A 13,261-nucleotide genomic window follows, 5' to 3' on the forward strand; every position below is an offset into this window, starting at 1 on the left:
CCGATGCCCGGCACGAGCGGCGCGCAGTCTAGAATAGCGGTTTTCGCCAGTCATTTCCGCCGTGATCCGTTTCAATCAGTTCAGCCTAGCGCGCGGCACCAAGCCGCTGTTCGAGTCGACCTCGTTCGTGCTCAATCCCGGCGAGAAAGCCGGCCTGATCGGCGCCAACGGCGCCGGCAAGTCGACGCTGTTCGCGGTCCTGCGCGGCGAGCTGCACTCGGACGCCGGCGATTTCGCGATGCCGCCGTCGTGGCGAATCGCCCATGTGTCGCAGGAAACGCCCGCGGTCGACCGCTCGGCGCTCGATTACACGCTCGACGGCGACGCCGCGCTGCGCGAGATCGAGGCGCGCATCGCCGCCGCTTCGGCCGCGCATGACGGCGCCGCCGAAGCCGACGCGCACGCGGCCTTCGCCGACGCCGACGGCTACACTGCGCCCGCCCGCGCCGAAGCGCTGCTGCTGGGCCTCGGCTTCACGCTCGCCCAGACGCGCGAATCCGTCGCCAGCTTCTCCGGCGGCTGGCGCATGCGCCTGAACCTCGCGCAGGCGCTGATGTGCCGCTCCGACCTGCTGTTGCTCGACGAACCGACCAACCACCTCGACCTCGACGCGATCGTCTGGCTCGAAGACTGGCTGCACCGCTACCCCGGCACGCTCGTCGTGATCTCGCACGACCGCGAATTCCTCGATTCGATCTGCAACGTCACGCTGCATCTGGAAAACCGCCAGGTGAAGCGCTACGGCGGCAACTACTCGCAATTCGAAGTGCTGCGCGCGCAGCAACTGGCGCTGCAGCAAAACGCATACGAAAAGCAGCAGAAGACGATCGAGCACCTGCAGAGCTTCGTCGACCGCTTCAAGGCCAAGGCGACCAAGGCCAAACAGGCGCAAAGCCGGATGAAGGCGCTCGAGAAGATGGAGCTGATCGCGCCCGCGCACATCGCGTCGCCGTTCACGTTCGAATTCCGCACGCCCGACGCCGCGCCGAACCCGATGATGGTGATGGAAGACGTCCGCTGCGGCTACCATGCCGACGACGGCGCGGACATCCCGATCGTCGAGCGCGTGGCGCTGTCGATCCAGAACGGGCAGCGCATCGGCCTGCTCGGCGCGAACGGCCAGGGCAAGTCGACGCTGATCAAGACGCTGGCCGGCACGCTCGCGCCGCTGTCGGGCGGCGTCCGCGAGGGCAAGGGGCTGACGATCGGTTATTTCGCGCAGCACCAGCTCGAAACGCTGCGCGAGGACGATTCGCCGCTCGCGCATCTTGCGCGGCTCGCACCTGACACGCGCGAACAGGAGCTGCGCGACTTCCTCGGCGGTTTCAATTTCTCGGGTGACATGGCGACCAGCGCCGTCGGCCCGTTCTCGGGCGGCGAGAAAGCGCGCCTCGCGCTCGCGCTGATCATCTGGCAGAAGCCGAACCTGCTGCTGCTCGACGAACCGACGAACCACCTCGATCTCGAAACGCGCCATGCGCTGACGATGGCGCTCGCGCAGTTCGAAGGCACGCTGATCCTCGTATCGCACGACCGCCACCTGCTGCGCGCGACGACCGACCAGTTCATGCTGGTCGCGAAGCACCGGCTGCAGCCGTTCGACGGCGACCTCGACGACTACCGCGACTGGCTGCTGCAGCACGCGGCCGAACAGCGCGCGGCCGCGAAGGCCGACAGCGCGGCTGCGTCGGGCGAGGGTGCCGCGGCGAACCGCAAGGACCAGAAGCGTCAGGCCGCCGAGGAGCGGCAGCGCCTGTCGGTGTTGAAAAAGCCGCTGCAGACGCGCATCACGAAGCTCGAAAAGGAAATGGAGACGCTGCACGCGGAGAAGGCGCGCCTCGACACGTTCGTCGCCGATCCGGCAAGCTACGAGGCCGCGCGCAAGACGGAGCTGACCGACGCGATCCGCAAGCTCGGCGACGTCAACACGCGTCTCGAAACGGTCGAGGCCGACTGGCTCGCCGCGCACGAAGAACTCGAGCAGATCGGCTGAACGCGGCCGCTGTGCAGCCGGTCGGTGCAGCCAGCCTGGCACGCCGGCGAAACGGGTTCTTCGACAAACCATCGGGCCCGCACAGGGCCCGGATGCAACAAGGCCGGGCGCACTGGCCCGGCCTGTTTATTGCCGTCGCTCGTCGGTTCGCTCGCCGCCTGCCGGCTCAGCGCCGCGGCAGCGTGTCGCGCGGCATCTGCTCGTCGTCACCCATCAGATACCGGCGCCCTTCGGTCGGCCGCCGAATCGCCGCGGCGACCTCCGCTTCGGTCACGTCCTCGGACACGACCTTGCGCGCCAGGCGCCCTTCGTCGTCGATCCATTCGACGATCCGGCATCCGCCGCCCCAGGGCTGGCGAATCGGCTCCGACACGCGGCAGCCGCGCAGGTTGTAAAGGCGTCCGCCCGGCGCTTCCCCATACGATTTCAACATAGGTTCCCTTCGCATTGCGCGGTTCGACAATCCGGCAAAGGATAGGGAAAAGCAATGTCCGGCGGGTTACAGCAGCCTACATATTCTTTACATAGAATTACGCGACAGATCGTCGACCGGCACGGCCCGCGCGGCTGTCGGGCCGATCATTCGAGATCGCGCACGCGGTCGATCGCCTGCTCGATCCGCTCGACGGCCATCACGTTCAGCCCTTCGATCGGCTGTTTCGGCGCATTCGCCTTCGGAATCAGCGCGGACGTGAATCCAAGCTTCGCCGCCTCGCGCAGCCGCTCCTGCCCGCGCGGGGACGGCCGGATTTCGCCCGCCAGCCCCACCTCGCCGAACACGAACAACCCCTTCGGCAACGCCTTGTTGCGCATCGACGAGTGAATCGCGAGCAGCACCGCGAGGTCGGCGGCCGGCTCGGTGATCTTCACGCCGCCCACTGCATTGAGGAACACGTCCTGGTCGAAGCACGCGATGCCCGCGTGGCGGTGCAGCACCGCGAGCAACATCGCGAGCCGGTTCTGCTCGAGGCCGACCGCGAGCCGGCGCGGGTTCGGCACGTGCGCGGTATCGACGAGCGCCTGGATTTCGACGAGCAGCGGGCGCGTGCCTTCCTGTGTGACGAGCACGCACGAGCCGGGCACGACCTGCTCGTGCTGCGACAGGAACAGCGCGGACGGATTCGCGACGCCGCGCAGCCCGCGCTCGGTCATCGCGAACACGCCGAGTTCGTTGACCGCGCCGAAGCGGTTCTTGAACGCGCGCACGAGCCGGAACGACGAATGCGTGTCGCCTTCGAAATACAGCACCGTGTCGACGATGTGCTCGAGCACGCGCGGGCCGGCGAGGTTGCCCTCCTTCGTCACGTGCCCGACCATGATGATCGCGGTGCCCGACTGTTTCGCGATGCGCGTGAGCTGCGCCGCGCATTCGCGCACCTGCGCGACCGAGCCCGGCGCCGACGTGAGCGCCTCCGAATAGACGGTCTGGATCGAGTCGATCACGGCCACGTCCGGCCGTTCCGCGTCGATCGCGGCCTGGATCTTTTCGAGCTGGATCTCGGCGAGCAGCTGCAGCTCGGCCGCCGGCGTACCGCCGTCGAGCAGCGCAAGCCGTTGCGCGCGCAACGCGATCTGCGCGGCCGATTCCTCGCCGCTGATATAAAGCGCGCGCCGCTCGCTCGCGATGTCCGCGAGCGACTGCAGCAGCAGCGTCGACTTGCCGATACCCGGGTCGCCGCCGATCAGCACGACGCCGCCGGGCACCAGCCCGCCGCCAAGCACGCGGTCGAATTCGCCGATGCCCGTCGAGAAACGCGGCACGTCGGCCGCTTCGATGTCGACGAGTCGCTGTACCGGCGCCCGCTTCGCGAGCGACTGGAAACGGTGGGCCGACGGCGTCTCGGGGACCGATTCGACGAGCGTGTTCCAGGCCTGGCACGACGGACACTGCCCCTGCCACTTCGGGGACTGCCCGCCGCACTCGCTGCAGACATAGACGGTTTTCTGTTTGGCCACGCGTGACGCCCTTATTCCGCGCGCACGGGCACGCGGCCGGCGACCGCGCACATCAGCTCGTAGCCGATCGTGCCGCAATGACGGGCGACGTCGTCGATCGGCAGTGCGTTGCCCCACAGCTCGACGCGCGCGCCGACGCCCGCCTGCGGGCACGGGGTCAGGTCGACGGTAATCATGTCCATCGACACGCGGCCGACGATCCGCGTGCGGATGCCGTCGACGATCACGGGCGTGCCTTCGGCCGCGACGCGCGGATAGCCGTCCGCGTAGCCGCACGCGACGACGCCGATCCGCATCTGCGCCTGCGCGGAGAATGTCGAGCCATAGCCGATGGCCTGGCCCTTCGCGATCGTTTGCACCGCGATCAGCTCGGACGCGAGCGTCATCGCGGGCTTCAGCCCCGTGTCGGCGATATCGGACGACAGCCCGGACGGCGACGCGCCGTACAGCACGATCCCCGGCCGCACCCAGTCGAAGTGCGTATTCGGATGCCACAGCACGGCGGCAGAGTTCGCGAGACTGCGCGCACCGGCGATGTTTTCCGCGCCGCGCTCGAACGTCGCGAGCTGCTCGGCGACGCCGCGCTCGTTGTCCGCGTCCGAAAAATGGGTCATCAACGTGATCTGGCCGATACCGGGGCACGCGCGGGCGCGCTCCCAGGCCGCGCGGTATTTTTCCGGCACGTAGCCGAGCCGGTTCATCCCGCTGTTCATCTTGAGCTGCACGTTGACGGGCTTCGACAGCCGCGCCGTTTCCAGCATCCGCATCTGCTCGTCGTTGTGGACGGTCGTCGTCAGGCTGTAGCGGTCGATCACGTCGATGTCGGTCGACCGGAAGAACCCTTCGAGCAGCAGGATCGGGCCGGCCCAGCCGAGCTCGCGCAGCTTCACGGCCTCGTCGAGGTCGAGCAGGCCGAAGCCGTCGGTGCCGCGCAGGCCGGGAAACGCACGGGCGAGACCGTGGCCGTACGCGTTGGCCTTGACGACCGCCCAGACCTTGGACGGGCCGGCAAAGCGGCGGACGACGGAGAGATTGTTCGCGAGAGCGGCGGTGTGGATGGTGGCGGAGATCGGGCGCGGCATGGGAAATTTACGTAAAGACGCTTGCGAATCATCAGCTTACCGCGCCTTTTGAGCACTGAAGCCGACAACTTGCGGAACGATCGGGGAATCTTGCTAGTCCGAATTGGCGTATTTTCATGTTATAAAGCCGTGCGCACAACCCATTTCGAACGGAATAAGCCGATCGCATATCAGGCGGCCTACGCGGCCCTGCCGCAGCGACGAAAGCATCGCATCAGATGAAAAAAGGTTTTTACACCATCATGGCCGCGCAGTTTTTCTCGTCGCTGGCCGACAATGCGCTCCTCATCGCCGCCATCGCCCTGCTGAAAGACCTCCACGCCCCCAACTGGATGACACCGCTGCTGAAGCTGTTCTTCGTGTTGTCCTATGTGGTGTTGGCGGCGTATGTCGGTGCTTTCGCGGATTCGCGCCCGAAGGGTCGCGTGATGTTCATCACCAACTCGATCAAGGTGGTCGGCTGCCTGATCATGCTGTTCGGTGCCCACCCGCTGATCGCGTATGGGATCGTCGGATTCGGCGCCGCAGCCTACTCGCCCGCGAAGTACGGGATTCTCACCGAGCTGCTGCCGGCCGACCGGCTGGTCGCCGCGAACGGCTGGATCGAAGGCACGACCGTCAGCTCGATCATCCTCGGCACCGTGCTCGGCGGCGCGCTGATCAGCCCGCACATCGCATCGCACGTGATCGCGCACACGCCCGACTGGATCAGCACGCCTGCCGAAGCGGCAATGGCGATCATCATGGCGATCTACGTGATCGCCGCGCTGTTCAACTTGCGCATTCCCGATACGGGCGCCCGCTATCCGAAGCAGGAACGCGGCCCGGTCAAGCTCCTCACGGATTTCGCCGACTGCTTCATGGTGCTGTGGCGCGACAAGCTCGGCCAGATCTCGCTGGCGGTCACGACGCTGTTCTGGGGCGCGGGCGCGACGCTGCAGTTCATCGTGCTGAAATGGGCCGAGGTGTCGCTCGGCATGTCGCTGTCGGAAGGCGCGATCCTGCAGGCCGTGGTCGCGGTCGGCGTCGCGGCCGGCGCGATCGCCGCCGCCGCCCGGATCCCGCTGAAGAAGTCGCTGACCGTGCTGCCCGTCGGCATCATCATGGGCATCGCGGTGATGCTGATGGCGTTCTATACGCGCGACCTGTTTCCGTCGAACTGGGCCGTACACTTCGGCCACCTGCGCATGCCCGTCTACCTGATCGTCGCGTACATCTTCCTGATCTGGGTCGGCGCGCTGTCGGGCTATTTTGTCGTGCCGATGAACGCGCTGCTGCAGCATCGCGGCCACGTGCTGCTGTCGGCCGGCCATTCGATCGCCGTGCAGAACTTCAACGAGAACCTGTCGGTGCTCGTGATGCTGTGCCTGTATGCGGTGCTCGTGTGGCTCGACGTGCCGGTCGGCGTCGTGATCGTGCTGTTCGGCACGTTCGTCTGCCTGACGATGTGGCTCGTGATGCGTCGCCACCAGGCGAACCAGCGTCAGTTCGACTCGGTCGCGCTGATCGGCGAATCGCGGCACTGACGCTACACTTCCCGTTTCCGTCCGCCAGCGCCGGTCTTCGAACCGGCGCGTTGCCATCATGACGCACCCGATACCCAACATCCTGACGATCGCCGGCTCCGATTCGGGCGGCGGCGCAGGCATCCAGGCCGACCTGAAGACGTTTTCGGCACTCGGCGCGTATGGCGCCAGCGTGATCACCGCGCTGACCGCGCAGAACACGCGCGGCGTGACGGGCGTGCACGCGCCGGACGCCGCGTTCGTGACCGCGCAGCTCGACGCGGTGTTCGACGACATCCGCATCGACGCGGTCAAGATCGGGATGCTCGCGAACGCCGCGATCGTGCACGCGGTGGCCGACGCCCTGCGCCGTTACGCGCCGCGCTTCGTCGTGCTCGACACGGTGATGATCTCGAAGAGTTCGCACGCGCTGCTCGCGCCCGACGCGGTCGACGCGCTGCGCGACGCGCTGCTGCCGCTGGCGACCGTCGTCACGCCGAACCTGCCCGAAGCGGCCGCGCTGCTCGGCGACGCACCCGCGACCACCGAAGACGACATGGTCCGGCAAGGCCGGGCGCTGCTGCAAACGGGCGCGCGCGCCGTGCTGATGAAAGGCGGCCACCTGCCCGACGCGTCCGCGAGCCCCGACTGGCTCGTCGATGCGGCGCGCACCGTGCGGCTCGACGGGCCGCGCGTGCCGGTCAGCAACACGCACGGCACGGGCTGCACGCTGTCGTCGGCGATCGCCGCGCTGTTGCCGCAGCAGCCCGACCTCGAAAGCGCGGTGCGCGAAGCGAAGGCCTACCTGACCGGCGCGATCGCCGCGAGCGGCCGCCTCGACGTCGGCCACGGCGTCGGCCCTGTCCATCACTTCCATCGCTGGTGGTAAGCGGCGCCTGACGCGGCGTCAGTTGTCCTGCGCCGCGAACGCCTGCGCGCGCGCCGGCCAGTCGTCCGGCACGACGAAGCCGCGTGCCGTCTCGCGCCACGTGCCATCGCCGCCCTTCTCATGGATGCCGATCAGGTCGGGAGCCCGACGCGTCGCCAGCACGGGCGGCAGCTCGAGTGCGGCCGCGAGCGATTCGGGTTCGAAGCCCTCGCCGGCGGCAACGCGCCGCGGCGCGAGCCACGCAAGCCGCGGCAACACACTCCACGCAACGCCGGCACGCTGCGCGGCCGCCCACGCCGGCCACTGCGCGTGCGTCAGCCAGAAACCGCGCGGATGATCCGGCGTGATTTCGGCGGACACCGGCGGCAACTGCACGCCGTGCGGATAGAACAGCCAGCCCCTGATGAACATCTGTGCGTCGGACGGCGCGCCGTAACCGAGTTGCGCGAACCCGGCGCGATCGCCGAGCCGAAGCTGGTGGTCGAGCAGCCGGCTGCGCTTGCGGTCGAACCGGTCGACGAGATTGGGCCCGACGAAGTCGGCGAGCGACGCGCCGTCGCGCACCGGCGCGCACAGATAGCACTTCACCGCGAGTTCCCAGTGCAGGCGCTGCCCGTCAGGCGCATCGACGAGGAAATCGACTTCGCCTAGCGTCAGGCCGTTGCTGCGCAGCGGGAGATTGGCCGCGACGAGCCGCAGCGACGGTCCGTGCGTGAGGAAATACTCGAGCAGGCATTCGGCGTAGCGGCCGAGCCGTGTGGGCCGCAACCCGGCGAGCGCGCGGTGCAGCGGCTCGGGCTCCGCATCGAGCGCGGCGAGCCAGGCCTCGACGGCCGACTGTCCGGCCGCATCCGCCCACGGATGCGCGAGCGGCGCACCGGGTGCCGCGGTCAGCAGGCTCGGGCTCGCGAGCAGCCAGCCCAGATCGCGAACCGCGGCGTCACGCAGCGTATCGACGAATGCGAACGCCGCGCCGGTCGTCATGGCCCGGCCGGCCCGTTAGCGTCGCTACCCTCTGCGCGCTGGAACGTGTCGCGCGCGAGGCACAGGTCGGCCCACGCCTTCGACTTGTCCTGCAGGCTGCGCAGCAGATACGCCGGGTGGTAGGTGACGATCACCGGCACACCTTCGTACGCATGCACGCGGCCGCGCAGCGACGCGATGCTGGCGTCGGTCTTCAGCAACGTCTGCGCGGCGAAGCGCCCGAGCGCGACGATCAGCTTCGGCTTCACGAGCGCGACCTGGCGCTGCAGATAAGGCTCGCAACTTGAGACCTCGTCCGGTTCCGGGTTGCGGTTGCCGGGCGGCCGGCACTTGATCACGTTCGCGATGTACACGTTGTCGCCGCGCTTGAGCGCCAGCGACTGCAGCATGTTGTCGAGCAGCTTGCCGGCCTGGCCGACGAACGGCTCGCCCTGCTTGTCCTCGTTCTCGCCCGGCGCTTCGCCGATCAGCATCCAGTCCGCTTCACGGTCGCCGACGCCGAACACGGTGTTGGTCCGCTTCTCGCACAGCCGGCAGTGCGTGCAGTCGCGCACGCGCGCGGCCAGCGCATCCCAGTCGAGCATCGCAACCGGCGTTTCGGCGGGACGCGATTCGGCGGCCGGCATGGGCTCGCCCGGCGGCGCCGCGTCGAACCACGCGAAATCGTCTTCTCCGGCAGGCGGTGCGTCGTCCATCGGCGGCATTGCATCGGCGGAAGCCGCCGGCGCGAGCGCCCGATCGCCATCGACGACACGGCGCGCCGGTGCGCCCGAAGCCGGCGCGCCCGAAGCCGGTACGCCCGAAGCCGGTATGCCCGAAGCCGGTATGCCCGACTCGCGAGCCGGCGAGGCCTCGGCGGCACGCACGACGGCCGGCGGCGCATCGTCTTGCACCGGTGCACGCAGCGCGCGCACCGGCCGATCGGCCGCGCCAGCGGAAACGTTGTCCGCCGCAGCGGTTTGCGCCACGGCGGGCGCGTCGGCTGCCACGCCTTCGTCCGCGCGCTGCCCGCGCCGCACCCAGATCTGCGCGAGGCCCATTTCCTCGAGCGATGCTTCAGCCCACGCCATGCGCGCCCCCTTCGTCCTTGTTCAGCGTCAGACGCATCACGATCGCGTCCTCGCGGCCGCGATGCTTCGCCGGATAGTAATTCTTGCGCCGGCCGATCGTCACGAAGCCGAAACGCTCGTACAGATGGATCGCACGCAGATTGGACGGTCGCACCTCGAGCAGCACGCCGTCGAGCCGCTCCGCGCGCGATATGCGCACGGCCTCGCGCAACAGTGCGAGGCCCGCGCCCGCACACTGCGCGTCCGGCGCGACGCACAGGTTCAGCAGGTGCATCTCGTCGACCACGGGCATCAGCACGCAATAGCCGACCAGCGAACCGGTCACGTGCCGCATGCACACGCCCAGATAGCCGTTGCGCAACGAATCCTCGAAGTTGCCGCGGCTCCACGGGAATTCGTACGCGACCTGCTCGATCTCGACGACCTCGTCGAGATCGGCATCCGTCATCGGCGCCAGATAGCGGTCGCTCAGCAGTACACCCGTCATCCCTTCGCCCCGCCCGTCTGCGCGGCCCGTGCCGCGACCCGCTCGGCAGTCGTCTGCGCGACCTTGTCGCGCACGTATTCGGGCGCCGCCTGATCGGCCGGCACCGTGCGCCCGGCGCGGAATGCGCGCAGCGCGGCATGCGCGACCGCCAGCGCATGCGGCAATGCTTCGCCGTCGATCACGGCCGCGCGTGCCGCGGCCGGCAACTGCGCGCCGAACGCGGCAGCCGCATTGCCCGCGAGCGTGAACGGCGCGTCGGGCACGCCGACGGCGCCCGGCGCATCGAGCGACGCCGGATGCACCGTGCGCCAGTCGCCGGCGCTGTCGTCCCACGCGAAGTCCGCCCAATAGGCTTCGTCCATCCGCGCGTCCAGCGCGGCAAGCACGCGGGTCGTGCCGGGCGCGCGCAGCCGCGCGTGCTCCGCGCACGCGAGCAGCGTACCGATCGGCACGACCGGCAGCCCGCGCCCGAATGCGAGGCCCTGGGTAATGCCGGTCGCGGTGCGCAGGCCCGTGAACGAACCGGGGCCCGCGCCGAACGCAATCGCGTCGCAGTCGGCGAGCGTCAGCCCGGATTCGGCGAAAAGCGCCTGGATCGCCGGCAGCACGCGCGTGCTCGACACGGCGCCCGTCAGTTCGTGGCGGACCCAGGTTTGCGGGGTGGAAACGGCGTCATCGGCATGGGCCGAGCGCAGCAGCGCGACCGAGCAGTATTCGGTCGACGTATCGATGGCGAGGAGCACTGTTTGCGTCATGGCCGACATTGTAATGCGGCGCCCCGCTCCCACGGGCGATCGGGCCCGATCTGTGCGCGCGTTCGCCGCCGGCGCCGGTTTGGAAGGATCGCTCGACCCCGCGCGGCGGCCCGCTTGTTAAGATCGCCCGACCTGAAACCCTTACGGAGACACCCGATGAGCGAACTCACCGCCCAATTCGACCAGGCCCAGATCGACGTCAAGCAACTGACGGAACGGCCGGGCAACCTGACCCTGCTGCGCCTGTACGCGCTCTTCAAGCAGGCGACCGACGGCGACGCCCACGGCGACAAGCCGGGCTTCACCGACATCGTCGGCAAATACAAGTACGACGCGTGGGATGCGCTGAAGGGCACGTCGCAGGATGCGGCGAAGCAGCAGTACATTGAACTCGTCGAATCGTTGAAAAACGGCACGGCTTCCTGACCGAACCACGCCCTTTGCAATAGGCAATCAAATCAGTGGCGCAGCGCAGCAAATCTCTTTATAATGCGGCCTGCGTCACCTCCCGCGCTCGGCTCGCAAGCCGTTCCGGCCAGACGCCTCGTAGCGTTAAGCTCCAATCCGGTTTAGAACCTGTCCCCTCCTGCTTCGACCCTCGCGGTCGTCACTTATCAGGCTGGCGGCCCCGCTCCTGAAGCGCGCCGCACCCAAAACAGCTTCTAATGCCTCATCCGCCGACTGTTCGGCGGATTGCACCCGTTTCCCGATTTGCTCGCTGAATCCGACGACTTGGGTATGCGCGATTGGCGCCGACGTTTCACCCACTGTGTTTCAAGGATTGTTATGACTTCGAGCATCAACTCCAGCCCGCTCAACGCGATCGCCGACCAGGCGCTCGGTCTCGACGACGCCGCCGTACCGGCCGCGGTCGAACCGGCGTCGGACGAGCCGAGCTTCGCGTCGCTCGGGTTGTCGCCGGAGATCGTCTCCGCGCTGGAGGCCGCCGGCTATGTGAAGCCGACGCCGGTCCAGCAGCGCGCGATTCCGGCCGGCATCGCCGGCCGCGACCTGCTGGTGTCGAGCCCGACCGGTTCGGGCAAGACGGCTGCATTCATGCTGCCCGCGATCGAACGTTTCGCGCAGCTCCAGAAGACGCTGGCGCAGCAACCGCGCGCGCCGCGCGAACCGAACCAGGGTGATCGCCGCGTGCGCCGCCCGCAACCCGTCGCGCGCCCGGGCCTGCTCGTGCTGACGCCGACCCGCGAACTCGCGATGCAGGTCACCACGGCCGCGTCGACCTACGGCAAGCACCTGAAGCGCCTGCGCACGGTCAGCATCCTTGGCGGCGTCGCCTACGGCCAGCAGCTGATGCTGCTCGCGAAGAACCCCGAAATCCTGGTCGCCACGCCGGGCCGCCTGCTCGACCACCTCGAGCGCGGCCGTATCGACCTGTCCGAACTGAAGATGCTCGTGCTCGACGAAGCCGACCGCATGCTCGACATGGGCTTCATCGACGATATCGAAACGATCGTCGCTGCGACGCCCGCGACGCGCCAGACGATGCTGTTCTCGGCCACGCTCGACGGCAAGATCGGTTCGCTGACGAGCCGCCTGCTGAAGGATCCCGAGCGCATCGAGATCCAGCAGCGCCTCGAGTCGCGCGCGAACATCGCGCAGACCGTGCACTACGTCGACGACCGCGACCACAAGGATCGCCTGCTCGATCACCTGCTGCGCGACGACGCGCTCGACCAGGCGATCATCTTCACGGCGACCAAGATCGACGCCGACCAGCTCGCCGGCCGTCTCGCCGACGCTGGCTTCGAGTCGGCCGCGCTGCACGGCGACCTGCCGCAGGGCGCACGTAACCGCACGATCCGTGCGCTGCGCGAGCGCCGCGTGCGCGTGCTGGTCGCGACCGACGTCGCGGCACGCGGCATCGACATCCCGGGCATCACGCACGTGTTCAACTACGACCTGCCGAAGTTCGCGGAAGACTACGTGCACCGTATCGGCCGCACGGGCCGTGCGGGCCGTTCGGGCACCGCGGTGAGCCTCGTGCACCACGCAGAACAGGGCGCGCTCAAGCGCATCGAGCGCTTCGTGCGCTCGCCGCTGCCGGTCAACGTGATCGAAGGCTTCGAGCCGCGCAAGGCACCCCCGCGCAACGGCGGCACCGGCGGCCGTGGCCGTCCGGGCGGCGGTAACGGCGGCGGCCGTCGTTTCGGCGGCAAGCCGGGCGGCGGTTACGGTGGCAACGGCGGCAACGGCCGCAGCTACGGCGGCGGCAATGGCGGCGGCTGGAGCGGCAAGCCGGGCGGCAGCCGCGACGGCGGCCCGCGTCGCGACGGGCAGCGCAGCAGCGGCCCGCGCCGCGGTTCCGCGTCGTAAGCACGCACGGGCGGCCGCTGGCCGCCCCACGGATGGCGTCCCCCGCCAATCCAGCCAACCGGCGCACATGCGCCGGTTTTTTTTCGTCTCGCCCCACATTTCACGATGCGGAAAATTTTTTTGCGTCGTAAAAAATCATGCTGCGTGGCACAACCCGTGCGATTGCGGGATGGAAAAAAGCGTTTCTCATTCCGAAACGACAATTT

Annotated in this window: 12 protein-coding genes; 5 read left to right on the top strand and 7 right to left on the bottom strand. The window is 68.4% G+C overall.

Going from position 1 to position 13,261, the window contains the following annotated elements; translation table 11 throughout:
• Positions 1-61: 61 nt before the first annotated feature.
• The gene (locus R9B84_RS10635) at positions 62-1,993 is read left to right on the top strand and encodes an ATP-binding cassette domain-containing protein (protein ID WP_423757939.1); all 1,932 of its coding nucleotides are present in this window, start codon (positions 62-64) and stop codon (positions 1,991-1,993) included.
• Between the two features lie 166 nt (positions 1,994-2,159).
• On the opposite strand, the gene R9B84_RS10640 is transcribed toward R9B84_RS10635, so the two are convergent.
• The 3 genes from R9B84_RS10640 to alr all read right to left on the bottom strand — a co-directional run bounded on the left by R9B84_RS10640 (position 2,160) and on the right by alr (position 5,031).
• Entirely contained in the window at positions 2,160-2,426 is a 267-nt protein-coding gene (locus tag R9B84_RS10640) for a DUF2866 domain-containing protein (protein WP_047898426.1), read from the bottom strand.
• A gap of 146 nt (positions 2,427-2,572) precedes the next feature.
• Positions 2,573-3,949 (bottom strand): DNA repair protein RadA, encoded by a 1,377-nt coding sequence (radA, locus tag R9B84_RS10645; RefSeq protein WP_047898427.1) that lies wholly within the window; start codon positions 3,947-3,949, stop codon positions 2,573-2,575.
• An 11-nt stretch (positions 3,950-3,960) separates the two neighbouring features.
• Positions 3,961-5,031: an alanine racemase gene (gene alr, locus R9B84_RS10650; RefSeq protein ID WP_423757940.1), complete on the bottom strand. Its 1,071-nt coding sequence runs from the start codon at positions 5,029-5,031 to the stop codon at positions 3,961-3,963.
• Between the two features lie 218 nt (positions 5,032-5,249).
• Here alr and lplT point away from each other — a divergent pair, with 218 nt between their 5' ends.
• Entirely contained in the window at positions 5,250-6,557 is a 1,308-nt protein-coding gene (lplT, locus tag R9B84_RS10655) for a lysophospholipid transporter LplT (protein WP_423757941.1), read from the top strand.
• Positions 6,558-6,615: 58 nt separating this feature from the next.
• Positions 6,616-7,425 carry a bifunctional hydroxymethylpyrimidine kinase/phosphomethylpyrimidine kinase gene (thiD, locus tag R9B84_RS10660; RefSeq protein WP_423757942.1) on the top strand — a complete coding sequence of 270 codons (810 nt, stop codon included), beginning with the start codon at positions 6,616-6,618 and terminating at the stop codon, positions 7,423-7,425.
• Positions 7,426-7,443: 18 nt separating this feature from the next.
• Here thiD and R9B84_RS10665 read toward each other — a convergent pair whose 3' ends face one another.
• The 4 genes from R9B84_RS10665 to tsaB are packed head-to-tail and all read right to left on the bottom strand — an operon-like array spanning position 7,444 to position 10,730.
• Complete coding sequence (locus tag R9B84_RS10665) at positions 7,444-8,409, bottom strand: DUF1853 family protein (protein WP_423757943.1); 966 nt, start codon at positions 8,407-8,409, stop codon at positions 7,444-7,446.
• Positions 8,406-9,479, bottom strand: coding sequence for a uracil-DNA glycosylase family protein (locus R9B84_RS10670; RefSeq protein WP_423757944.1), 1,074 nt, complete (start codon positions 9,477-9,479; stop codon positions 8,406-8,408). The genes R9B84_RS10665 and R9B84_RS10670 overlap by 4 nt, the downstream gene beginning before the upstream one ends.
• Positions 9,466-9,966 carry a ribosomal protein S18-alanine N-acetyltransferase gene (gene rimI / locus R9B84_RS10675; protein ID WP_423757945.1) on the bottom strand — a complete coding sequence of 167 codons (501 nt, stop codon included), beginning with the start codon at positions 9,964-9,966 and terminating at the stop codon, positions 9,466-9,468. The genes R9B84_RS10670 and rimI overlap by 14 nt, the downstream gene beginning before the upstream one ends.
• On the bottom strand, positions 9,963-10,730 hold the full coding sequence (tsaB, locus tag R9B84_RS10680) for a tRNA (adenosine(37)-N6)-threonylcarbamoyltransferase complex dimerization subunit type 1 TsaB (protein ID WP_047898434.1): 768 nt from the start codon (positions 10,728-10,730) through the stop codon (positions 9,963-9,965). The genes rimI and tsaB overlap by 4 nt, the downstream gene beginning before the upstream one ends.
• Before the next feature lie 147 nt (positions 10,731-10,877).
• Between tsaB and R9B84_RS10685 the strand changes: the two genes are divergently transcribed.
• Both R9B84_RS10685 and R9B84_RS10690 read left to right on the top strand, forming a co-directional pair.
• Positions 10,878-11,147 carry an acyl-CoA-binding protein gene (locus R9B84_RS10685; protein WP_011352486.1) on the top strand — a complete coding sequence of 90 codons (270 nt, stop codon included), beginning with the start codon at positions 10,878-10,880 and terminating at the stop codon, positions 11,145-11,147.
• Between the two features lie 360 nt (positions 11,148-11,507).
• Positions 11,508-13,055, top strand: a complete 1,548-nt coding sequence (locus R9B84_RS10690; protein ID WP_423757946.1) for a DEAD/DEAH box helicase — start codon at positions 11,508-11,510, stop codon at positions 13,053-13,055.
• Positions 13,056-13,261: the final 206 nt, after the last annotated feature.

The sequence above is a fragment of the Burkholderia sp. NLJ2 genome (assembly GCF_049487195.1).
Classification (GTDB): domain Bacteria; phylum Pseudomonadota; class Gammaproteobacteria; order Burkholderiales; family Burkholderiaceae; genus Burkholderia; species Burkholderia pyrrocinia.